The following is a 24690-nucleotide window of genomic DNA, read 5'->3' as shown; positions in this document are numbered from 1 at the left end:
ACATGTTGAATTTAAAGCGATGGGGTGATGACCAGAAGGCACGCAGAGTGCGCCGCGCGGCTTGGCAAGACGGCCAGTCTTCCCGGCGCCGCACAACACACTCTGCGAGCCTTCTGGTCATCATGCCGCCTGCGTAGCATGGATCAGAGCATCCCTAGCCAGTGGCACGATTCGAATTCATATTCATAGTGATCGGCTTCGCTTGCGTGAAGCCATTAGCGTGTTATGCGGCGATTGGTAACACTGATTTACGAAACACAGACACTGACCATGGTCGCCACTGACTTGGATGGCAGGATTTTCTAGATCTCGCCTACATACAACAGGCCGGAATTCAAAAAGAATAGGGCGACTAAGACTGAATCGCCATGCGTTATGCGCTGACAGGTTAATGACGTGAAAGCTGTTATCCAGCGCCGACTGACGCCTGTACTTGTATTGTTGTGTGCGGTGTTGGTGTTTGTGCTATTGGCATTGGTCGGCGGTGTCGGTCGCGATGTGCGGTGGAAACCTGCGTTGCCGATACGATCCGTCCCGATCCATTTGATTCATGAGCCGGGCCCGGTTACGCGGCCACTGGCTTCTATGCAGGATATCTGGCAGCACATCTTGTTCGAGCCATCACGCAAGCAGGCCGCGATGGTGGTGTTAGGCCAGCCGGCCGTGACGTTGGAAGGGCTCACATTGACAGGTTTGGTGCGGACGCCGTCGTTGCATGTTGCCCTGCTGCAGGATAGTTCCGGCAAGCCCTTACGCATTCCGCTTGATGGAATGTACCAGGGATGGCGGCTGTTGTCGCTCGAATCGCATCGTGTGGTGTTTGCACGCGGGGCCGACCGCGCAGAGCTCGTTTTTCCGAAACCAAAAGGCAAATTCGCCCCGGGGACCATGGATAGACCAGAGGGCACATCCTCAACGGTCATCGCAGCCGCACCACAGTCAGCGCCGATGTTGACAACCGCTTCCTCCCGGGAACCCGCACTCGAGTCCGTGGCAGCACCCGTAGATGATGTTGCCATTCGCCGGGCACGGATGGATGCATTGAAAAAGATTGTCATGCGGCGGCGGCAAGCCTCACCAACTTCGACAGGGAGCCCTTGACGATGCCACAGATGCAGTGCCGTCCCTTTTTGCTAGGAATGTTTCTGCTGGGAGTGTTACTGATCTCCGCCTGCGCAAAAAACCCCGCGCGGAATGACGCCATGCTGCAGGAAGCATTCAACGGTGTCGACAAGCCGGTGCCCGCGTCCTTGCCCATCACTACTTCCGAGACATATAGCGCTCATGATCGGGGCTCTCAGATGGGGCTCAACGTGGGTACCGGTGAGTTTGTTCGACCGATAGCGTTGCCCAGGCCGCGCCCATCGCCCAGCGGCGGTGAGCGCGTCAACTTCGATTTCGAGGATCAGCCGATCCAGGCTGCCGTAGGCGTCATCCTGGGCGATTTGCTTAAACAGCCTTATACCCTGGCGCCGGGCGTGCAGGGGCGGGTGACGTTTTCCACCGCCGAGCCGGTCGACCGCAGCCAGGCGCTGCCGATTCTACAGATGTTGCTTGCATGGACCGATAACGCACTGGTGCGTCAAGGTACTGGCTATATCGTGTTGCCGGCCAAGCAGGCGCTGGCGGGAAACGTGGTGCCGCGCGTCGGTACTCCTGCACCGCTAGAGGGATGGCAGGCGCGGCTGTATCCACTGCACTATATCGCCGCCAGCGAGATGCAGAAGCTGTTGACGCCTTTTGCCAAGCCCAATGCGATCCTACAGGCGGATGACCAACGCAACGTGCTCACGCTTGCTGGCAACAGCGAGGATCTGGAGAACTATCAGCGTGCCATCGAAGCGTTCGATGTGAACTGGTTGAAAGGCATGTCAGTGGCGCTATTCAACCTCCAGCACACCGATGCGAGCGGCGTGCAGGCGGAACTGGACAAGCTGTTCGGCGCTAACTCGGGCACGCCGGTTGCCGGCATGGTCCGCTTTATTCCGATGGAGCAGACCAATACATTGATCGCCATCAGCGGGCAGCCGGCCTATTTGGAAGAAGTGGGGCGCTGGGTGGAGCGCCTCGATCGTGGCCGGAGTCATCAGCCGCAGCTTTACGTCTATGACGCACGCAATATCGATGCCAGCGATTTGGCCGGATATCTCAACGATATCTACGGCTCGGGAGGATCTGGTTACGCGGCGCAAGCTCCCGCCAGCGTGGCACCTGGGCTGACGCCATCCACGATCACGGCGGCGGGCGGCTTCAGTGCGGCACCTCCTGGTCTGGGTAGCAACGCGGCAGGTTTTGGCGCCATCGACGCCTCCCGCCCGGCGGCCGCCGCAACATTGAAAAGCGCCTCCAAACGGGGTGGTCCCTCACAGACCTTAGACAACGGCATACGTGTCACGGCCACTGACACGGGCAACCAATTGCTGGTGCGTGCGGCAGCCGAGCAATGGGCCGAAATGCTGCCTGTCATCGAGCGCCTGGATATGTTGCCGTTGCAGGTGCAGGTGGAAATGCGCGTACTTGAGGTCAAGTTGACCGGTGAGTTTCAGTTTGGTGTGCAATGGTACCTGCAAGGTCTGGCAGGGGCTTCCGATGCTGCGGATAAATCCATCCATCCCCGTCAGGTGGCACTTGGACGTGGCGGCAGCGCTTACAGCGCCAACGACACGTTCTTCTATTCCTTCGTCAATAACTCTATGCGGGTGGCGCTGCATGCGATGGAAAGCAGCGGCACTACCAAGGTGTTATCGGCGCCTTCGGTGATCGTTGCAAACAAAGAATCGGCGCACGTGCAGGTAGGCAGCCGCATTCCGATCACGCAAAACTACCTCGATACCAACGGCAATGCCGACGCCACGGTGGGCAATGTGCAATACGAGGATACCGGCGTGATTCTGGATGTCACGCCACGCATCAATCCGGGGGGATTGGTTTATCTTACGGTAGGGCAGCAAGTGAGCAATGTCGATACCACGGCCAGCGCCGATGCCGTGGGCAACCCCACTATCCAGGAACGCCAGATCACCACCCATGCCATCGTGCGCAGCGGCCAGACAGTACTGCTTGGCGGCCTCATCCAGCAGGACGATTCGGAAGGACGCGCCAAGGTACCGTTGCTGGGAGATATCCCGTTGCTGAGTCAGTTGTTCGGTAACGTCGAGCGCAAACACGACCGCACTGAGCTGATCGTGCTGATCACGCCTACCGTGATTTCCAGCGGTGAAGACGCAAGGCGCATTACCGAAGAATACAAACGCAAGCTGAAAGCATTGCAGCCTTTGAGGGGCGGGAAAGAAAATTAAGTGAAGTCCGTGCCTGCTCGGCCCTCTGCCAGAGCGTTCAGCCTGGACGAACCGCTATTTCGCGAAGGGACAGTCTGCAAAACGGTTAGTCCAGCGTTGTGCGGTCGCCCGCTGATTTCCTTTTGTCTCCTGCGGAGGGCCTGCGTCGGATGCGGCGCGGGAGCGCGAGGAATATCTGGAAAAAGTACCGCGATTCGCTCCCCGCCACATGCCATCCAAACCGATCGGATCAATCGATCCCCAGCTTCTTCAACTTGTAGCGCAAGGCCCGGAACGTGATGCCGAGCTTCCGTGCCGCGGCCGTCTTGTTGTAGCGGGACTCTTCCAGCGCCTTCATGATCGCGGTGCGTTCGAGGTTGCTGATGTAGTCGTCCAGCGGCAGTTCGCTGGAGGGCGTATTCGCGGCCGTCGCCGTGGCGGGTGCCGGCGCAGGCGCGAAGCCGGGCGGCGCGTGATGGCCCAGGGCGGTGCCCATGTCGGCCGTGCCGTGGCGCGAGGGGCGCTGCGGCAGCATCAGGTCGCTGGCGTCGATACGATCGCCATCGCACATCGCCACGGCGCGTTCGAGGATGTTCTCCAGCTCGCGCACGTTGCCTGGAAAATCGTAGTCTTCCAGCGCCTGGCGCGCTTCGGGCAGCAACCGCACGGGAGCATTGCCGCCACTTTTCGTCGCCAGCTGGCGCAGCACGAAATCGGCCAGCAGCGGCACGTCGCCGCGGCGTTCGCGCAAGGGCGGTACGCGCAATTCGATCACGTTGATGCGATAGAACAGGTCCTGGCGGAACTGGCCCTGCTCGACCAGCGAAGCGAGATTCTTGTGGGTGGCCGAGAGGATGCGCACATCCACCGCGATTTCCTCGCGTGCGCCGATCGGACGCACCGCTTTTTCCTGGATCGCGCGCAGCAGCTTCACTTGCATGTGCAGCGGCAGTTCGGCCACTTCGTCCAGGAACAACGTGCCGCCGTGAGCGGCCTGGAACAGGCCTTCCTTGTCGGCGACCGCGCCGGTGAAGCTGCCTTTGCGATGGCCGAAGAACTCGCTTTCCATCAGCTCGGAGGGAATCGCGCCGCAATTCACCGGCACGAACGGACCGCTCGCGCGCGGACCCTGTTCGTGGATCAGCCGCGCCACCAGCTCCTTGCCCACGCCCGATTCGCCGGCGATATAGACCGGTGCCTGGTTGCGCGCGAGCTTGGCGATGGTGCCGCGCACCTGCTGCATGGTGGCGGAGTCGCCGATCAGCCGATCGCTGGAACGGGTAGCGGTGATGCCGGGCGCTGCGCCCGTGCGCTTTTCCTCGGCCAGCTTCAGCGCGGTGCGTACCAGCCGGCGCAACATCTGGATGTCGACCGGCTTGGACACGAAATCGAAGGCGCCGGCTTTCAGCGCCGTGACGGCGGCGTCGACGTTGCCGTAGGCGGTAATCATCGCCACCGGCGTTTCATCATGCTCGGCCGCAATCAGCTCGATGATCTCCTGGCCGCTGCCGTCGGGCAGGCGCATGTCGGTAAAGCACAGGTCGTAGCTGCGTTCGCCGAGTGCATGGCGCGCTTCGGCGACCGTGCCGACCGCATCGACTTTCAGGTCCATGCGGCCCAGCGTGATAGTCAGCAGTTCGCGAATGTCGCGTTCGTCGTCGATGACCAGGACGGTCTGTTGGCTCATGATTCGGAGGCGGGAGGGGGTTGTCGTTCAGGATACTCGCCATACCTGCAAGTGGCAAAGCGTGGTGTGTACATGTGGCGTCAGTGGCCTAGGTGATGTAGGAAAAATGTCGCGATCACGCGGTAGGCCTGCTGTGATTCGGGCAATTCGGGGTCCGAGAAGAACGAATGCCACATGCCTTCCCATACGTGTAGCTCGGTCGGCACGCCGGCCTGGTCGAGCAGCTGCTGGCTGTACAGCACCGAGCTCATGGTCATGTCGCGCGTGCCGGTGATCAACAGCGTGGGCGGGTACTTGGCCAGCAGCGCCGGCGACAGGCCCGGCTGCACCAGCGGATCGCGCGGATTGACGCCATGGAAATACGGCAGGTCCATCAGCTTCAGCTGATGCGCGGGCACGCCCGCGCCGTTCAACAGCGGGGCGACGTAGGACGAGTCGCCGTCGATGTCGAGCAGCGAGCCGCAGAAGGTGCCGATGGCGCCCGGCACCGGCAGCTTGTCGCTGATGAAGCGGGCCGTCGCCTCGGCGGTGAGCACGCCGCCGGCGGAACAGCCGTAGATGCCGATCTGGTTTGGCTTGTAATGCTTGAGCAGTGCGCGGTAGACCGCCTCCACGTCATCGCTGGCGGCGGGGAACGTGTGCTCGGGGCCTTGCCGGTAATCGACCGTGATCACCTTGATGCGGCCGAGGCTGGCGATCGGAATCGCTTCCACCAGCCCGCCGCTGTGCGCGCCCCACAGAAACGCGCCGCCGTGCAGGTTGACCAGTACCCGGTTGCGGTTTTCCGTCGATACGCCTTGCGCGGGCAGCACCACGTCGGTGCCGACGCCGGCGATGGTTTCGCTGTGGATGTTTACCGGATACATCTTTTCCATGCGCGCGGCGCGATCGCTGTTCATGCGGTCGTAGAACGCGCGGCTTTGCGCGATCGGGGCGGTGATCGGCGGCGCCTTGCTGCCGGCGGCGAGCATCTTGGGAAAGAACGCGCGCGCTTGGGGCGAGGCGTAGGCGGAATAGGGAATGGTGATGGCGGGCGAGGTAACGCTGCCATCGGCGTGGAAAGCGGGAGCGCTCGCCTGGGCGCAAGCGCTTGGGCTTACGACGCCGGCGAAGAGCATGGCCGCCGATGCGGCCAACGAAAAACGTAGTGTGCGCATGATGGAATTCCTCGAATCGGTCAACGATGACAAGCTTCGTGCCTCGCGCATCGTTCAGCCGGTGGCAGGATGCACGAGGTGTGGGGATCTGGCCGTTACGGCGTACTCGCCGGCGACTTGCCAGAACGGGCCGGCTTCCCGGCGTTGTCGCCCGCTATCTCGCGCAACATCAGGTATACCCCGTTGGTCCAGCCAAAGCCGATTACGTTCGCGGTGTAGCCCGCGCTGATGTTCACGTCGGCGTTGCCCAGCGCCATGTTGTATTTCTCGCGGATGGTGCCGTCAGCGGCGAAGCTGCGGTCGATCGTGGCATCGAACTTGGCGGCGATGCGCCGGGCATCGTCATGGAAGCCGTAGCTATCCAGGCCGGAGACAGCCAGCCAGTTGGTCGGCGCCCAGCCGTAGGGGCTGTCCCATTGCGCGCCGCTGGGGCGATCGTCCATGGTCAGGCCGCCGGGCAATTCGAACAGGGAGAGCTTGCCGCGCACCGCCGCCGCCTGTTGCGGGGACGCCGCGCCGGCCCATAGCGGATAGAACGTGGTGAGATAGGGCGTGGCAATAGGCTTGCCCGCGATGAAGTCGTAATCCCGGTACATGCCAAGCTCTGGCCGCCACAGGTATTTGTCCATGGCGGCCTTGCGTGCCGACGCGGCCTGCGCCCAGCGCTCGGCATCGGCGCTCTTGCCCAGTTGCATGGCGAAATCGTGCAGGTCGCGTTCGTAGCGATAAAGCAGGCTGTTCAGGCCGACCGCCGCGTAGTGATGGGTGGAACCGGCGAACGGACCAAAATGGAAATTGATATCGAATCCCGACTCGCGCATGGCCCGATCGCCATGGTAGTAGTCGGCGGTCAGCCGGTAGCCACCCAGCCAGTTGCCGGCGCAGACGCGGGAAGCGGCCAGGTCGCAGCTCTCCGTGCGCAGGCGCGCGCTTTCGGCGGCGTCCGGGTGTTCGGCGGCTTTGACCAGATAGCCCGGGTTTTCCGCCGGATGCGCGATCAGCCACTTGATCACGCCGCGATAGTAGGTGCTGTCCAGCGCCTCCAGCACCGGGCCATTGCCCAGGTCCTGGTAATGCGCCAGGCCGGTGTCGCCGGCACGATGCTCCGGCCGGGTCCAGATGTCATGGTTGCGCACCGCCAATGGATACGCCTGTTCGAGCCATGCCCGTTTTTCGGCGGCGCTGTGGAAGCTGGCCGGATCGTTCAGCACCGCCACCATCATCGCGGTCAGGAACGGCGGTTGCGAACGACTGAGGTAATAGGTGCGGTTCGCGTTCAGCACGCCACCGTAGTGCTGCACTTCGAACAGGGCGTTGTCGACCATGTCGCGGGCCAGCTCGGTCCGATGATCGGCTACCAGGCCCAGTACGATGAAGTAGCTGTCCCAGCCGTACATTTCGTTGAAGAAGCCGCCCGGCACGACATAAGGATGCGGCAGGTAAAGCAGTCCCTGCACCGGCAGCTTGGTCGCATCGACGTCGCCGAGCTGGTCGATGGTCCGTGGCAGCGCATGCACATCGATATTGCAGCGCTTTTCCGCCTGTGCCAGTTCCGGCGGCGTGGTGAACGGGGTGGGCACGTACAGCACCGGGCGTGCCTTGATCTTCGGATCGCGCAGCGACGCGCAATCGTCCATGGAGCGCGTCAAGGTGTTCCAGGCTTGGTCGATATAGGCGCGGGTTTTGGCTGGATCCGGTTGCGTCGTCGCGGCGGTGGCGACGAGGGCGGCCGATAACAGCAAGGCCAGGCATCCGGCGCGCATGGCAAGGCGCGATCCCTTGGCGTGGTTCCGAGTAAAGCGATGTGTGGTCGTCATGCCCATTCCCCGTTCGATGCAAACGGCGACCATGGCGGGCGCCGGTCGCGTGGTTCAACTTTCAAAGCGCTGTGCGCGTCAGCGTGACGTCTCCATTCGCGCCGCGCTTCAGTTCGATGTCGTAGTGTTCGCCACCAAAAGCGATGTGCTTGAGCGTCAATCCGGTCCAGTGCGCCGGCAGCATCGGCCGGTAGGCTTGCACCAGCCCTTGCTGCGCAATGCGCAGGCCTGTGAAGCCGTACAGGATGTTCTGCAGCAGGCCGCCGCTGGCGGTCAGGAAATAACCGGTATTGTTGCTGGCCGTTTCGGTGCGCACGTTGAAGGGTGGCTTGAGCACATGCGCGGTGATGTTGCGTTCGAACCATGCGTCGGCGGCGGTGCTGTCGCCGGCGGTCGATGCGGCGATCGACAGCGGCGCGATACCCATGCTGTTGGGATCGCGATGCAAGTGTTCGATCGGCTCCATGGCGTAGGCGTAGTCGTGGCGGCGAACGTCGGGCGGCATCGGCAGGTCCAGCGATGGCAAGGACAGCATGGGCAGCGAACTGCCGCTCCACGAATCGATGTCATGCGCGACCGATGGATCGAAATCGAGGTAACGCGCTTGCTGCGCGGAGAAAGGCAGGTACAGCCCTTTCGCTACCGTCTCCCAGTGCGGATCGGGCGGTTCGCCCACGACCGCGGCGGCTTGCGCGGCAATCTCCAGCGCCTTGCGCGCCAAGGCGTTGGTGAATGTGTCGTTCGGCACGTCGCTGTAGTCTTCGTCCACCGAGGTAACGTGCTCGATCTCATAGCGTTGCGTGGCCGCCACGTAGGTGGCGCGGCTGGCCCAGAAATCGGCCACGGCGCGGATCACCGGCCAGCCATGCTGGACCAGCCAGTCGCGATCACGGGTGGCCAGGTAGTACTGCCATTGCGCGATGGCGATATCGGCGTTGACGTGGATCTCGTGTTCGTCCAGCAACTGGGCGAAGTGCGGTGTTTGCGAGCTGCCGTTATCCGGATCAGCCTCCCATGGATACATCGCGCCGCGCAGGCCGCGCGCACGCGCACGCTGTTCCGCCTGCGCCAGGGTGGCGGCGCGGAACGTCACCAGCGATTTCGCGCGCTCCGGATGCAGCAAGAGCAAGGCGGGGAACACCCACGAATCGCTGTCCCAGAAAATGTGCCCGGTGTAGCCGGGCGTCATGCCGCAGGCGCCGATTGGCCAGGCGGTATCGGGCGTAACGTTCGAGAGCAGGTAATACAGGTCCGAATGCACGATCTGCTGCGCCTTGGGATCGCCCTCGATCACGATGTCCGATTGCCACAGCGCATGCCATGCGGCCTGCTGGTTCGCGAGCAGGCTGTCGTAGCCGCCGGCGCGTGCGGCCGTGGCCAGCGCCAGGTCCTGCTGCGCATCGCCGCCCCAGTGATCGCGGGAGATGGCGACATATTTGGTGAATGTGTACGTATGGCCTTTGCGTACATCGATGCGAATATCCAGCGCAAGGCGATACGCATCGCGCTGGAGCCGCACCGACTCCGCGTGCATGCCTTGCGGCAGCGACACGGCCGCGGCTGCCGCCATGCGCGCGCCCTGCTCGGCATGGCCGTTGAGCCATAGCGTCAAGGACCTGGTATCGCCGTCGCTTTCCAGCACGTGCGTATCGCCGTGATACCAGAGCGGCGCGCGGTCGGGCGTGGCCGGCGGGATCGGTTGCAGCTTCAGGTTGTTGGCGGCCACGGCTTCTTGCATTTGCGCGCCGTCCAGTTGCGCGAGCGCAAAGCGCGGCTGGTGCGGCGCCCACAGATCGAAGGCGAAGGACAGTTCCACTTCGCCATCAAAATCCGGCGTCATCGACAACTGGGTAGCCGCCAGGTGCGGTGAAGCCTGGCTTACCAGCGTGGCGACCTTGATCGCGGTGCTCTTGCGTCCGTCGATGTAGCGATAACTGGTGGTGAGTACGCCGTCGTGCATGTCCAGGGTCTGGTGGTAATCCTGGAAGTGCGCAGCGTTGAGATCGACCTGGTTGAGCCAGAACTGTCCGGCGTGCGACGGGCCGGTGCTGTAGTCGATGCCGGTCCAGCCCGGGATCGCGGCGGGACGCGAGACGTCGCCCTTGGCGTAATCCATGAAGGCGACCATGTAGGCCAGATTGCCTTCGGTGCCGCGCGGTGCGGTCAGGGTCGAGATATAGCCGTTGCCCAATTGGCCGGGAAAATACGCATCCAGATCCTTCCAGGTCGCGGTGAGCTGGAAGCTGGGATCGGTCGCGGCACATACCCGGCCGGCCAGCCATGCCAGCGATAGCAGCATGTACCGCGACCTCTTCATGTCAATGCTCCCGGGATCACGTCGAACGCGACCGTAAGCCGGGCCCGGTCGCTGTGGAACGGCACGGTGCCGTGCCAGAAATAAGATGGAAACAACACCAGCCTGCCTGCTTCGGGCCGCACTACATGCTCGGCCTGCAAGGCAGGAACCGTCATCACGCTGGGTACGCCGAACGCAAGGCAGCCGTCTGGCGTGGACGCATCGCCCATGCCGTCGGGCAGGTCCACGTAGCAGGCCGAGGAAATCCAGCCACGCGGATGCACGTGGCTGGTGTGATAACCCGCGCGGCGCAGCCGCACCGACCAGCTGCCGTTGAAACGATAGCTGCTGCGATTGCGGCGCCGCAGCGGATCGTCGCCATGGCCGAGGTATGCGAGATAGTCGCGGATCGGCGCATCGAATGCCTCGAACAGCGCGCGGATCAGCGGATCGGCATGACGGGTCAGGTCTTCGGTAGTTTCCGTGCCGTGGCGCAGCGATTGGAATAGCAGCGGATGTCCATCCGGCGGATGCAGGCGTTCGAGGCGGTCTTTCAGTTCGGCCAGGAAACTGGCGAGGTCCGGCCACGCCGATGGTGTTTGCAGCAGGTATTGCCGCACCAGCTGTGGGTAATCGCAGAACAGGTCATAGCGCGCGTCGCCAAGCAGGCGCCAGGCGGTGGTCTGGAGTGCGATCAGGTATTGATCGTCGGGCGCGTTGACGCGCAAGGCCTCGACATGCAGTAACGCTCCGCGCGCATCGCCGACCCCGAGCAAGGCGGCGGCCAGCAGATTTCGCGCAGCCGTGGCGGATGGCGACAGGCGCAGCGCCCGTTCGGCCAATGCCCGCGCCGTGTCCGGATCGAATTCCAGCGCGGCCAGTCCGGCGCGCACCAGCAAGGCGGGCGTGGCCTGTGCGCGCGCAGCCTGCGCGGACAGGCTTGCATAGGCGCCACGCGCATCGCCCGCGCCTTGCAGCACGGCGGCTTTCGCGGCAAGCAGTGCGTCATCGCCGGGGAATGCCTGCAAGGCCTGATCGAGCGTCGCGATGGCTTGCGCATGATCGCCGGTGCGCATCCATACCAGCCGGGCGAGATGATTGTGCGCCTCGATGTGGCGTGGTTCGCGTTGCAGGCAATCGCGCAGGGCCGTTTCGGCGCGATCGAAATCGCCGAGTGCGACCAGGTTGCTCGCATGGGTGAAGTAGACGGCGGCGGTGGTGTGTCCGCGCGCCAGCGCGTGACTGCTTGCGTGTTCGGCTTCGGCATGCAGGGCGGCAGCGCCGAGCGCGATCGCCAGCGCGTGCGCCGCAGCCGGACTGTCGGGCGCAGCGTCAGCCGCTCGACGATAGAACGCGAGCGCTTCGTGCTGGCGTCCCAGCGCGGCCAGCGCCGTGACATGTTGGGTGACCCATTCGGCATCGGCCTGGCCGGACGCACATAACGGCGCGACCAGTGCGAGCGCTTCGGCCGGACGCTGCTGGGCATTGCAATGGCGTGCAAGCAACAAGGCGGCTTGCGGCAGGCGCTGCGCGGCGCGGCGCAAGAGCGACTCGGCTTCGTCATGCCGGCCGCTGTTGAGCAGCAGTTCGCCCAAGGTTGCGAAGGTCGGCGCCCAGCCGGGATCGATCGCCATGGCCTTGCGCAGGAATGCCTCCGCGCTTTCGTGGTCGCCGAAGGCCTGGCGGACGCCGCCGAGCAGGCGCCATGCTTCGGCGTAGTCCGGATGGTGCTCGACGATCGACTCAAGCCGATCCTGCGCGCGGCGCAGGTCGCCGGCTTGCAGCAGCGTGCCGACCTGCCGCATCGCGTCGAGCAGCGTAGCCGGGAAAGTGGGCGTCGAATCGCTCATGCGCGTATGCAGCTATCGATCGGACGAAAGTAGCAGCGTGCCTGATGACGCCGCGTGCGGCGCGACCGAAAGCGGCGATGGCGTCCACCTGTCACAGCGGTCGCCGTACCAAGGTGGTCTTGCCGCTTGCGTCACGCTCGACCGTCACATCGTACTGGTGGCCGCGAAAGCTCACGCGCTTGAGCGTGAGCGATTTCCACGTTGGCGGCAGCACCGGCGCATAGGCGGCGTCCAGCCCCTTGTCGTCGATGCGCAGGCCGGTCAGGCCATACAGCATGCTTTGCAGGAAGCCGGCCGAGGTGGCGAGGATGTAGCCCGCGTTATTGGCGACGGTCTCGGTGCGCACATTGAACGGCGGCTTGAGAAAGCCGGTCAGGTTGCGCTGGATCCAGTCGCCGGCGCTCTTCGCGTCGCCCAGCTCGGAGGCGCCGACGGCCAGCATCACCATCATCATTTCGTTGGGATCGTCGCCATGCACTTTCAGTTCGTGCAACTGGAAGTCGAAGTCGTTGCGCCGCACCGTGTCCGACATGGGAAGGTCGAGGTTGGGATACATCAGCCACACCAGCGAGGAGCCCATCCAGGTGATCTTGTCGTGCGGTACCGAAGCGTCGAAATCGAGATGGCGCTGATCCTGGGCCAGGAACGGGATGTACATCTTCGCCGCGATCGCCGCCCATTGCGGATCGGCCGGTTCGCCAACCTGCCTGGCAGCCTCGATGGCAATCTGCAAGGCCTTGCGCGCGGCGGCGTTGGTGAACGAGTCGTTCGGTACGTCGTCGTAGGCTTCGTCGGGTGAGGTGACATGCAGGATCTCGTAGCGATCCTGCGCCTTGTCGTAGGTCACGCGGCTGCTCCAGAACTGGGCGATCTCGCGGATTACCGGCCAGCCGTACTGTTTCAACCAGGCCTTGTCGCCGCTGGCGAGGTAATACTGCCATTGCGCGATGGCGATGTCGGCGTTGACGTGGATCTCGCGGAACACGCCATAGGCAAAGTGCGGCGTGTTGTCCACGCCGGTCTGCGGATCGGCTTCCCACGGATACATCGTGCCCTTGGCGCCATACTGGATCGCGCGCTCGCGCGCGGGCTGCATGGTGCGGTGACGGAACATCACGATGGGCTTGGCCCGTTCCGGATGCAACAGCAGCAGCGCCGGGAATACCCATGAATCGCTGTCCCAGAATGCATGGCCGGCGTAGTTCGGCGTCAGCGCGCAGGCGCCCATCGGCCACGCGGTGCCTGTCGTGGTGTTGGACAGCAGGTAATACAGATCGGAGTGCACCGCCTTCTGCACTTGCGGATCGCCGTCTACCACGATGTCCGATTTCCACAGTTCATGCCACGCAGCCTGGTGCCGGGCCAGCAAGCTGTCGAAGCCGCGCTGCCGCGCCTGTTTGGCGAGCGTGACATCCGCGTTGGCGTCGCCGCCCCAATCCTGGCGGGAAGCGGCGAGATACTTGTTGAAGGTATAGGTATTTCCATTCCTGACCTTGGCGATGACATGCAGCGACAACAGTTCGGCGGTTTTCTCGAGCTTGACGTTCTCGATAGCCAGGCCCTTGGGCAGCTCGATCGCTGCCGCCTCGGCCATCTCCAGGCCCTGTTTGGCGCGGCCATCGAGCCATAGCGTCAAGTCGTGGGTGTCGCCGTCGCTGGATAGCACTTGCGTGTAGCCGGGATACCACACCGGCGCGCGGTCGGGCGTGGGAATCGGCTTGTTGTCCAGGTTCTGCCCGCTGGCGATCACCGCCGCGATCATCTGGTCGCCGCTCATGCTGCCGATCGGGAAGCGCGGCTGGTGTTCGGACCACAGGCGGATCGGAAAGGTGAGTTCCACGCTGCCGTCGAAGTGCGGGGTGATCGATAGCTGGGTCGCGGCGAGATGATGGTCGGCCTGGCTGACGAAGGTGACGACCTTTACGTCGGTCGATTTGTTGGCGTAGTCGAAGCGATAGCGCGTGGTGAGCGTGCCGTCGTACATATCCAGCGCCTGGGCATAGCCGGCGAAGATTTTCTTGTCCAGCCGGGTGGAGTTGATCCAGCCGCCGCCTGGGTTGTAATCGATCTCGCTCCAGCCGGGGATCGCCGCCGGGCGTGAAATGTCATCCTTGCTGTAATCCATGAAGGCGACCATGTAGGCCCGCGACGGTTCGGTACCGCGCGGCGAAGTCATGGTCGAGAAATAGCCGTTCGCAAGGTAGCCGGGAAAGTAGCTGCCGAACTGATCGGATGACGCGGTAAGCACGAAGCCGGGATCGGTGGCCTGGGCCAGCAGCGGCGAACCGGGAGCGAGCAGCGGCAGGACAACCCAGGCGCGTCGCCATGCACGCGGCCATGATCGATGCATGAATCGGATCAAGCTTCTACTCACTTCTCATTCCCCTTGCTCGACGGCGACTTTCACGGTTTCGCGCTTGAACAGAAACAGCGTGATCAGGATCAGCAGCATCGGCAGCAGCGAGAAATAGAACGCATGGATGCCGTCGAAGCGCGAAAAGACCATCGCCGTGATGCGTGAGCCGAGCGTGCCGCCCAGGGCGGAAAAGATCACGATCAGGCCGGTCATGGGCGCGTGCGAAGGCTTGGGCAGCGAGCTGAGCGCCACCGAATTGATGACCGGATAGATCGGCGCCATCAGCAGGCCGATCAGCGGAATCAGGTACGCGGCGACCGGTGCATTCAGCCAGCCTGCGTCGGCGCGTGCGGTCACGCCCTGCGCCAGCGGCAGGGTCAGCGTGACCAGCAAGCCCATGCCGACGACGCAGATATTCAGCAGTACGTACCAGCGTATGCGCCGCAACAGCTGGCCCGCCGCAAGGCGACCGATGGCCGAGGCGCCGGCCAGGATGGTCGCAAGCTGGATGCTCATGGCGTTCGGCAGCTTGAGAATCTCGTTGTTGAACGTCGGCAGCCAGGTGCTGAAGCTCTGCTCGATCAGCACATAAAGAAATGCCGAAGCGAGGAACACATACACCAGCGGCCGCAGGAACAGATGCAGCATCTCCAGCAGCGAGCCATGCATGGTCCTGGTTTCCCTGGAATGTGCCGCCGATTCGTCCAGGCGCGACACGGCGAGCAGCACGATCACCAGCAAGCAGACCAGGGCAAGCACCCAGTACACATTGAGCCACGCAGGATCGGCCGGTGCCGAGCGATCGACGAACGCGCTGAACAGCCAGCCGGCGAGCAGCACGCCCACCATGAAAAGACCCTCGACCGTATTGGTGAGCCGTCCATGCTCGCTGCGATCGCCGGTCAGCAGGCCGATCGACGAATACACCGCCACCTTGACCAGCGCGAACGAAATGCCGACGCAGGTGAACAGCAATTCCGTGGTGTGGAAGCCCGGGAAGAGCGGCATCAGCACACAGGCGCAGGCAACCATGCCCAGTGCGATCATCATCGCGCGCCGGTAACCGAGCAGGGGAAGAAAAGACGCGACCAGGAAAGAGGTGATCGCAATCGGCAAATCCTTGAACAACTCCAGCAGGCTCGCCTGCGGCTTGTCCACGCCGAAGGTGTAGATCGACTGCAGGATGACCGTGCCGACGCTGTTGAGCAGGATCGCGAAGAGCATGTACGTCAACGCCAGCGCGGCAATGATGCGGAATCGATTCATGTCATGGCGACCTGCTTGCTGGTGAATGCACGAGCCTGGACATGATCGTCACCGTCGCCTTGGATCGGCGAACCGTGCATGCACGGGCGCGTCCTTGGAAAAAAGACCATGACCGTCCGGTCCACTTTACAACCTGCTTCGTATGGAAAGTCCATGGCCGGGTAGTTTGCCCCCGGCCATGGGTGCCCCAGGGAGGGGAGGGCGGCTAACACATTGTTCGGCACTGGCATCGCCGTTCGGCGCGCTTCCCTGGATGTTTCGCGGAGAGCGCGCCGAACGTTATTCATGCTGCGATGCCGAGGTCCGGGCGTTGCTTAGAAGTTGTATTTGATTTGACCGTTCACCTCGCGGCCTTCGATCGAGCGGGCCAGGATCACGCCATTGCTGCTGGCAAAGCCGAACAGGCGCGAGTTGCCTTCGGTGATGCCGATCTGGTTGGTGAGATTGGTGCCTTGCACGCTGTACTGCCAGTGTTGTCCCACGTCGGCACGCACGCCGAAACTGAGGTCGTAGTAATGGCCCAGCGGCTGTTGTTCGATCAGGTCGCCGTAGCGGTCGCCCACGTATTCATACGTCAGCCATACCTTGAAGTCGCCCCAGCTCGTGGGCATGTCGTAGGCAGGGGTGACGCGCCCCTGGAACTTCGGCTGGCGCTGCAACTGCATGCCGTCGAGGCTGGCGCAGGCCTGGATGTTGTCGATGGTCGTATACGGCGTGCAGGCCTGGTTGTGGGTGTAATGGCCATCCATGTAATCGCCGCCGAAGGCAATCGTCACGTGTTCGATCGGCTTGAACGTGGTGTTGAAGTTGATGCCCTTGGTGGCCGAACCGTAGTCGAACGAATACTGTCCGGTGGTCAGGGTGATGGTGTACGGCACGTTGTAGAACAGGCGGCGATAGGCGTTGACGTCGAGGAATACCCAGTCAGCCTGGTACTTGAAGCCGACTTCCATGTTGTGGATCTTCTGTACCGGTGTGTCCGGCAAGCCGCGCAGATCGTCGAAGCCAGGGAAATGCACGCCGTCATTGATGCGCACGTAGGCGCTCATGTTCGGGTCGAATTCGTAGTTGGCGCCGATGGTCCAGGACGGCGCGGTCTTCTGGTAATGGATGTAGCTCAAGCCCGGGGCGAAATACGGCGAGTTGTTGTTGTAGAGCGTAGCCGGGTTGTCATCCAGGTCGCCGGTCGCCGTATTGGCGATGCCGCCGTTGGCGCGCTGCTGTTCGACACGCACGCCGCCGTCGAACAACCAGTTGTCGAGCTTCCAGGTATCGGTCAGGAAGAACGCGGTGTTGAAGCCATTCCAGCGTTCGCCGATCGCGCCGGAAGTGGCGCCGGTGACGAAGCCTTGGGGACTGCTCAGCTGGTCGCCGTTGCTGAGGTCGACCACGATCGGGTTGGGGTTGTTCTGAGCCTGCAGCAGCATTTCGTTGCCGAGATACCAGGTGTCGTGGTCGCTGTAGACGGCGGTGTAATTGCCGAACGTCAACGTATTGCCATCGAACAGCTCTTTGCTGATGTGGAACTCATTGCTGATCGAGGCGATGCGCTTGTGCACGTACCACAGGCCTTGCGTGGTGACCTGCTGGTTCATGCTGGCCGTCTGCCCATTGGTGTAGGTGGCGGTGGCGGGCAGGCCCGCAATGGTGGGGTCGGCAGCTTCCGCGCCGGCAATATAGTCGCCCAGCGATTCGGGATTGGTGCCGGTGCTGAAGAACGAGATGGTGTTCATCTGGCCGCCGGTGAAGCCCAGCTTGTCCGACAGGGTCAGGCCATTGCCGAAATCCCAATCGAAGTTGGCGCCGAATTCATGGATATCCGAACCGCGCCCCTTGGCCAGGTTCACCGGAATACCGCCCGGGGTACAACCCGGGGTGCCGCATGGCGTGGTCTGGATGAATTCGTATTGATCGGCCTTGCTCCCGAAGGTGCCGGTCAGCGGGCTGAATCCGGGATAGTCGGAGTATTGGCCGCGGCCCGGGTTGAGGATCGGCGTATCGGTAACGAACTGGTTGTGATCTTTCAGGGCGCGCGCGTAGAACATCAGCGAGCCGCTATCCCAGTCGCGCGACAGTGTGGCGGTCAGCTGGCCGCCATTGTCGGCCGGGAATTGCGGATTGCGCACACCGTCGGAGCGGCGCCAGAAACCGCCGATGCTGCCGTACCAGCCGTCGGCCACCTTGAAGCCCAGAAAGCCGTCCAGTCGCTCCATGCCTTCGGAGCCGTAGGTAAAGCCGATGTCGCCCGAAGGCACGTCGGTGCCTTCCTTGAGCAGGAAGTTCGCGGTCAGGCCCGGCTGCCCGTTGCCGTATAGCACCGCCGGGCCGCCCTGCACGAATTCCGCATGGTCGATGGTGTCATCGAGCCGGAACATCGAGGAGTTGTCCATGAAGGACAGCGAGGACTGCGCGAAGATCGGCGAACCATTGAGCTGGAAGCTGACATACGGCGCATCGCCGCCACCGGGGAAGCCGGCCACTTCGATGTTTGCGCCGGTCTGGCCACCGGACGATTCCGGGAACACGCCGGGCGACGCCTTCAGCAGGTCGGCGGCGCTCTTGGGGTTCGCTTCCTTGATCTGGTCCGCGGTGAGCGAGGTGATCGAATAGCTTGCGTCGATCTTCTTGACGCCACCGAGGGTCGCGGTACCGGTCACGACCACTTGCTGCAACGTGGCTGCATTCTTGGCATTGGCCTGCTGCGCGGCAGAACTCTGCGGATTAGCGTTGGCCGGCGGTTGCGTGCCGGCGTTTTGCGGATTGGCGGGGACGGGCGCCGGGCTCGGCGCCTGCTGCGCATACACGGCGCCGGACATGAGCGTGGCCGCGATCGCCGCCGATAACGTTACACGTGCTAATGGCTTGGTCTTCATCAAACGTTCTCCCCAACGATTCGTATGTGATGGCGCGGCGTCACCGCGCCTGTTAGCCGCTTATGTCGTAAATCGGCTGATGTCGAACGCGGCGACGTCCGGCAGCAGCAGGTCCGCTCCGGCCAGGGCTTGCGCCTGGCCGATTCCCACCGCTCTCATTCCCGCAGAGTGGATACTGGCAATTCCTGCCGCGGCGTCCTCCACGCCGAGGCATTCACCCGGTGCCAGCCCGAGACCGCGCGCGGCGGCCAGGAAAATTTCGGGATCGGGTTTGGCGCGACTGATGTGGTTGGCATCCACCACGTAGTCGAACAAATCGGCGATACCGAGCCTTTCCAGCAAAAGTGGTGCGTTGCGGCTGGCCGAGGCCAGCGCCGTCTTCAAGCCCGCGCGGCGCACCGATTCCACCGCGGCGCGCGCGCCGGGCAGCAGGTTTTGTGGCCCGAAGCTTTCGATCTGTTGCCGGTAATAATCGTTCTTGCGCGCGGCGAGGGCTTCTTTCTCATCTTCGGAGTAAGCATGCGGCGCATGCTCGAGCAGAATGTCCAGCGAGCCGCGCCGATCGACGCCCTTGAGTCGCTCGCCGACGTTGTCGTCGAAAGGAAGGCCGATCTCGGCGGCAAGTTTTTTCCACGCCGCGTGATGCACGATGGCCGTGTCGGCGATCACGCCGTCGAGATCGAAGATCACTCCCTTCAGCGCTTGTGATAGTGCGTGCAGCGGCACGCTGACCGGCTGGCCGGCGCGCAGCGCCAGCGTGGCCCCGCGATGCAGGATCTCCAGTTGCGCGCCCTGGGTAAGCGCGTAGGTCACGCGCTCCTTGTCGACCTCAACCCGGATGTGATGGTCGCGCCAGCGAATACCAAAGCGATAGCCGTTCCACGCCGCGGGCAATACCGGTGCAAATGCCGGGCGTCCATCGATCGGCCGCAGGCCGCCGAAGCCCCACGCCAGCGACAGCCAGCTGCCGGCCATCGCGGCCATGTGCACGCCGTGCGAGGTATTGCCGTGCAAGTTGTCGATGTCCACGCGCAGGGTGTCGAGGAAGTAGTTGTAGGCCTTCCTGGCGTAACCGACCTCCGCGGCCACGATGCTGAAGGTCGACGCCGACAGCGTGGAATCGTGCACGGTGACGGCTTCGTAGTAATCGAAGTTGCGCCGCTTGCTGTCTTTGTCGATGGCATGGCCGGCCAGCACGAAGGCTTGCAGCACGTCGGCCTGCTTGCATACCTGATGGCGATAGATCGTCAGCGGATGCAGTTGCAGCAGCAGCGGGCGATGGCCATGTTCGCCCGGATGCGCAATCGGCAGGCGTGGCTTGTTGAGGAAGTCGTCGTCCTGCGGAAAGATGCCCAGCACCGGGTCGACCGGCAGGTACATCGCATCCGCCGCGCCGAGCCAGGCGGCGATTTCGCGATCGGACAGATCGATCGACGCGGCGATCCGCGCGTAATCGTGCGGCCGTTCGCGGCCCAGTTGCGAGGCCACGTCGGCGGCGTAGCGCAGGTGCTGCTGCGCCATGTGGTTGGTGTAGTAGTTGTTGTCGACCAGCGCGGTGTATTCGTCGGGACCGGTCACCTGGCAGATGCAGAAAGCATTATTGCGGCGCGCGTTGTAGTAGCCGACCTGGTGCCACAGGCGCGCGGTCTCGAACAGCATTTCCGCGCCGCCGCGAACCAGGAAATCGATATCCCCGGTCACGTCCACATACAGGCGGATCGCGAACGCAATCGCCGCATTGATGTGGTACTGCGCCGAACCGGATGGAAAATAAGCCGAGCATTCGTCGCCGCTGATCGTGCGCCAGGCGTAGAGCGCGCCGACCGGGTGGTTCATCTCGCGCGCATGGTTGCGGGCGCGGTCCAATGTGTTGACGCGGTATTGCAGCATGCTGCGCGCCTGCTCGGGCGAGGTGAGCGCCAGCACAGGCAGCACGAAGGCTTCGGTGTCCCAGAAGTAGTGGCCTTCGTAGCCTTCGCCGGTGAGCCCCTTGGCCGCCGCGCTGCCGCTGCCGTCGCGGCCGGTGGATTGCAGCAGGTGGAACAAGTTGAAGCGCAATGCTTGTTCGACTGCCGTGTCGCCGTCGATCTGCAGGTCCGCCGCTTGCCAGAATGCTTCGCAGGCGCGCGCCTGCTCCGCCCGATGCGCGTCGAAATCCAGGGTCAGCGCGCGCTCCAGGCTGGTGGCGACGGTGTCGAGCAAGGACGCCTCGGTGTCGCCGCCTTCCGGGCGGCTCCAGGCGTAGGCGACGAATTTTTCCAGCACCACGCTGTCGCCCGGCTGTAGCTCGGCGGCGTAATGCTGCTGCACGCCCTGGCCGTCTTCGATGATGGCGCGGGCAAAGGCGAGGTTCGGCCGCACGGCGCGATGGCGTTGACCGCTGGCCAGGCGGATGGAGCTGTTCTGCGTGCGCTGGCAGATCGAGGCGAGGGTGCGGTCCGCATCGGATGCGGTGATGCTCAGTCCGCCGCTGACGCGCGTGCCGATGCGCGGATCGTCGCCTTGTTCGGCGGCGGTATTGTTGGCGACCAGGGCCGATTCGAGGGTGATCGGACCGCTGTAGTCGATAGAGGTGACGCGGTAACGGATGCACAGCAGGTTGGGCGTGTGCAGGGGAACAATCCGTTCCGCGTCGATCTGCAAGGTGACGCCCGTGGGGGAGCGCCAGCGCAGCTTTCTTTCCAGGCAGCCGGTACGCAGGTCCAGCGCCTGCTCGAAGGCTTGCCATTCGCCCTCGCCCAGATCGATCGGCGCCTCGCCCAGGCGCACGCCGATGCGCACGCCATCGGGAACCGGAATGCGCGTATCGGTGCTGCGGGCGAAGCCGGGGAAGCGTTCGTGGTATTCGATCGGCGTGCGTTCCCACACGCCAGTGAGGAAGCTGCCCTGGCTGGGGCTGCGGCCCTCTTCCAGGCCGCCGCGCACGCCCAAGGTGCCGTTGGCCAGCGCGAACAAACTTTCCAGTTTGGCCTGCTCGCTTTCGGCCGGGCGATGCGTGTGCGCCAGCCGCCATGGATCGGCGGTCACCTGATAGGCCGGTTCCATGGCTATGGCAGGTGCTTCGTGGCGGTGCACGCATTCTCCCCTTGGCATGTGCTGGGTCTTCTCATGGGGCCGGCGGCCTCTGTGCGGCGAGCATAAGTTGGGATGATATCGATATCAAGATATCGATATCATTGTCGCGGCGCATCATTCTGCCGCGCTCGGCGTGGTCAAAACGTGGTCGCATTTGGACGAAAGGATGCTGTCGGGCACACTTGCGAGGTTTCTACCGGCCGATGCCGCCGCACTCCGATCCGAGGGTCGCCTCTTGACGCACGCCAAGAAGAAACAACCCCTTGCGCAACGCCCCAGCCTGACCATGGCGGACTTGGCCGAGTTGGCCGGGGTTTCCAAGATCACTGTGTCACGCGCGCTCAGCGAAAGCCCGCTGGTCAATGCCGACACCCGCGAACGGGTGCAGGCGCTGGCGCGCAAGCATGGTTACAAGTTGAACGTCAGCGCGCGCAATCTGCGCCTGCGTCGCAGCCATACGGTGGCGGTGATCGTGGAGATGAAGCCGTCATCGGGCCGCACCATGTGGGACCCGTACCCGCTGTCCCTGCTGGGCGGCATTTCCCAGGAGCTGACGTCGGCTGGCTACAGCGTGCTGCTGACCACCCGCCAGGGCGCGGCCGATGCCGCGGTGCAGGCCGCCGACGGGCTGATCCTGCTGGGCCAGGGCGTGCGCCAGGATGCGGTGCGCCTGTACGACAAGCTCGGGCTGCCGATGGTGGTGTGGGGCGCGGCCGCCCAAGGCGGCGACAACCATATCGTGGTCGGCAGCGACAACCGCCAGGGCGGGGTAAGCGTGGCCGAGCGCTTTCTTTCCATCGGACGGCGCAATCCCGTGTTCATTGGCAACCCGGATCACCCCGAAATGGCGCAGCGCCTGTTCGGCTTCGTCGATGAACTGGCCGGCCACGGCATCAAGCCGCTGCTGCTCAGGCGCGTGGACTTCACCTTGGAATCGGGGGTCGATGCGGTGCGCTCGCTGTCCGCGCGCAAGGTGCGCTTCGATGCGATCTTCGCCTGCAGCGACTTGCTGGCGATGGGCGCCATCCGTGCGCTGGTCGAACTCGGGCAGTCGGTGCCAAACGACGTCTCGGTGATCGGTTACGACGACACGCCGCTGGGCGCAAGCTTCCTGCCACCGCTAAGCACCGTGCGGCAGAACTGGCAGGAGGGCGGCGTGCTGCTGGCGCGCAAGGTGCTGTCGCTGATCCAGGGACATAGCGTGCCGTCGCAGATGATGGCGACCACCCTGGTGGTGCGTTCCACCTGAGCCGTTGCTGCCGGCATCAGGGCATGGCGCGCGGGAAATCCGGCTGGCTCAAACAGTCGGTTCGATGCGTGCCGGCGGCGTCAACACCAGCCGGAAACAACTGCCGCCGCCGGCGACCCGCACGTATTCCAGCGCGGCCTGGTTCGCCTCGGCCATCTGGCGCGCGAGATACAGACCCAGGCCAGTGCCGTACTCGTGCGTGGTGTAGAACGGCTCGAAGATCTGTGCCGCCACTTTCGGCGCGATGCCCGGACCGCGATCGATGACCTCCAGGATCGGCACGCCATGTTCGCCATGCCGCACCACCACCATCACGCGGGCCGGCTCGCCCGGCATGCGTCCATAACGCAGCGCGTTCTGCACCAGGTTCCATACCACCTGCTGCAATTGCTGCGGATCGGCCACCGCGGCGACCGGCGCGGCGCTGTTGTCGATCACGCGCAGCGAATCGCCGCCCAGGTCGTTGCCCTGCTTGTATTCCTCGACGAAGGCGTGCGACCAGTCGCCGAGGTTGAGTGTTTCCGGGCGTGAGCGCTCGCGCCGCGACAATTGCAGGATGTTCTCGATGATCTCGTTGAGCCGGCTGCAGTGGTTGTTGATGATCTCCACCATGCGCAGGTCGGTGGCATTCATCTCGTTCGACTCGGCCAGCAGCTGCGCGGAGTAGCGGATCGCCGCGAGCGGGTTGCGGATCTCGTGCGCGATCGAGGCCGACAGCCGGCCCAGCGAACTGAGCGTAAGTTCTTCCGCGCGCCGCGATACCAGCGAAGTGTCGTCGAGGAAGATCAATACCAGCGAATCGTCGTTCGGCGCGAGACGGCTGAAACGCGGTACCACTTCGGGCATGCCGTCGGCCAATTGCGTGGCGGTTTCGTCGAGCTTGCCCGAGGTGATCCAGTGATACAGGCGGCGCGACAGCTCCGGCGCGCAGCGTCCGAGGTCGCGCTGGTCGGACGAAGGATTGCCCAGCAGCATCCAGGCCGATTCGTTGATCTGGTGGATGCGGTTGGCGTCGTCCACCAGCATCACGCCGGTCTTCATGCGGCGGATGATCAATTCGTTGACCTGCGAGAGATTGACCAGGTCGATGCTGCGCTGCTCGGCCAGCGCTTCGCTGGCGCGCAACTGGCGGCCCAGCACGTTGCACAACACCACGATCGCGAAATAGGCCATGCCGAACAGGCCCGATTCCAGGAAATCGCGGTCATCCGCGCTCACCACGTGCGGCAGCGACAGCAGGGTGCGGCCGAGCACGCCCAGGGTGGCGAGCGCCGCCAGGAACAACGCCAGCCGCAGCGGCAGCAGCAGCGCGCCGGCGGCCAGGTTCACCGCCAGCATCATGGCGATGCCGATGCGCGCATCGTTCATGGCGGCGATCGCCAGCACGGCCGCGACGATGTCCACGAACAAGGTGCCGAGAATCCCCAGCCAGCCCAGCGACCGGGTCAGATGGGTAATGGCGACCACTGCGACGGCGAACAGCAGGTAGCTGACGGCGACCAGGCGCGCCAGGCCGATATTGTCCAGGTGCGGCCAGCCCATGCCCGCGGGCGTGAAGGCGAGCCCGACGTAAACCAGCCCCTGGGCCAGCCGGAAGTAATTCAGGAACAGCAATTCATGGCGGGTCGTAGTGCTGTTGGTCGAGTCGGACATCGCGCGGCTGGACACGGGTTTGGGCACTCGGCAGGAAGGATGGGTGCGGCATTTCCCCGCTCCCGTTTCGGGAGGTGGCGCGGGGGGCGGGGCCAGTCTTGCGGGTCGATTACAGCGACGCGGAAACTCGCTT

Annotated in this window: 13 protein-coding genes; 3 read left to right on the top strand and 10 right to left on the bottom strand. The window is 63.7% G+C overall.

Translation table 11 applies throughout. The features are described from left to right. The first annotated feature begins 396 nt into the window (after positions 1 to 396). Both ISP15_RS15630 and gspD read left to right on the top strand, forming a co-directional pair. Positions 397 to 1101: a hypothetical protein gene (locus ISP15_RS15630; protein ID WP_404548600.1), complete on the top strand. Its 705-nt coding sequence runs from the start codon at positions 397 to 399 to the stop codon at positions 1099 to 1101. A 101-nt stretch (positions 1102 to 1202) separates the two neighbouring features. After that, positions 1203 to 3299 (top strand): type II secretion system secretin GspD, encoded by a 2097-nt coding sequence (gspD, locus tag ISP15_RS15625; RefSeq protein WP_404548598.1) that lies wholly within the window; start codon positions 1203 to 1205, stop codon positions 3297 to 3299. A gap of 229 nt (positions 3300 to 3528) precedes the next feature. Here gspD and ISP15_RS15620 read toward each other — a convergent pair whose 3' ends face one another. From ISP15_RS15620 to pgmB, 9 genes are all read right to left on the bottom strand, one after another. Then, a complete protein-coding gene (locus ISP15_RS15620) occupies positions 3529 to 4965 on the bottom strand; it encodes a sigma-54-dependent transcriptional regulator (protein ID WP_404548597.1) in 1437 nt (478 codons plus the stop codon). An 80-nt stretch (positions 4966 to 5045) separates the two neighbouring features. Next, positions 5046 to 6122, bottom strand: a complete 1077-nt coding sequence (locus ISP15_RS15615) for an alpha/beta hydrolase (RefSeq protein WP_404548596.1) — start codon at positions 6120 to 6122, stop codon at positions 5046 to 5048. Between the two features lie 95 nt (positions 6123 to 6217). Beyond that, entirely contained in the window at positions 6218 to 7939 is a 1722-nt protein-coding gene (locus ISP15_RS15610; RefSeq protein ID WP_404548595.1) for a trehalase family glycosidase, read from the bottom strand. 61 nt (positions 7940 to 8000) lie between these two features. Continuing rightward, complete coding sequence (locus tag ISP15_RS15605; protein WP_404548594.1) at positions 8001 to 10256, bottom strand: glycoside hydrolase family 65 protein; 2256 nt, start codon at positions 10254 to 10256, stop codon at positions 8001 to 8003. Beyond that, positions 10253 to 12085 carry a tetratricopeptide repeat protein gene (locus tag ISP15_RS15600; protein WP_404548593.1) on the bottom strand — a complete coding sequence of 611 codons (1833 nt, stop codon included), beginning with the start codon at positions 12083 to 12085 and terminating at the stop codon, positions 10253 to 10255. Before ISP15_RS15600 ends, ISP15_RS15605 begins: the two co-directional genes overlap by 4 nt. Positions 12086 to 12176: 91 nt before the next feature. Continuing rightward, on the bottom strand, positions 12177 to 14435 hold the full coding sequence (locus tag ISP15_RS15595) for a glycosyl hydrolase family 95 catalytic domain-containing protein (protein WP_404548592.1): 2259 nt from the start codon (positions 14433 to 14435) through the stop codon (positions 12177 to 12179). Positions 14436 to 14462: 27 nt separating this feature from the next. Then, positions 14463 to 15707, bottom strand: coding sequence for an MFS transporter (locus ISP15_RS15590; protein ID WP_404548591.1), 1245 nt, complete (start codon positions 15705 to 15707; stop codon positions 14463 to 14465). Positions 15708 to 16021: 314 nt separating this feature from the next. Next, positions 16022 to 18580, bottom strand: coding sequence for a TonB-dependent receptor (locus ISP15_RS15585; protein ID WP_404548590.1), 2559 nt, complete (start codon positions 18578 to 18580; stop codon positions 16022 to 16024). A 60-nt stretch (positions 18581 to 18640) separates the two neighbouring features. Next, positions 18641 to 21655 (bottom strand): beta-phosphoglucomutase, encoded by a 3015-nt coding sequence (pgmB, locus tag ISP15_RS15580; RefSeq protein WP_404548589.1) that lies wholly within the window; start codon positions 21653 to 21655, stop codon positions 18641 to 18643. A gap of 286 nt (positions 21656 to 21941) precedes the next feature. Here pgmB and ISP15_RS15575 point away from each other — a divergent pair, with 286 nt between their 5' ends. After that, entirely contained in the window at positions 21942 to 22904 is a 963-nt protein-coding gene (locus ISP15_RS15575; RefSeq protein WP_404548609.1) for a LacI family DNA-binding transcriptional regulator, read from the top strand. A 48-nt stretch (positions 22905 to 22952) separates the two neighbouring features. On the opposite strand, the gene ISP15_RS15570 is transcribed toward ISP15_RS15575, so the two are convergent. Continuing rightward, positions 22953 to 24557: a sensor histidine kinase gene (locus tag ISP15_RS15570; protein ID WP_404548588.1), complete on the bottom strand. Its 1605-nt coding sequence runs from the start codon at positions 24555 to 24557 to the stop codon at positions 22953 to 22955. Positions 24558 to 24690: the final 133 nt, after the last annotated feature.

This window comes from Dyella jejuensis, assembly GCF_044904675.1.
Classification (GTDB): Bacteria; Pseudomonadota; Gammaproteobacteria; order Xanthomonadales; family Rhodanobacteraceae; genus Dyella_B; species Dyella_B jejuensis.
This window is presented reverse-complemented; position numbering and strand designations above follow the sequence as displayed.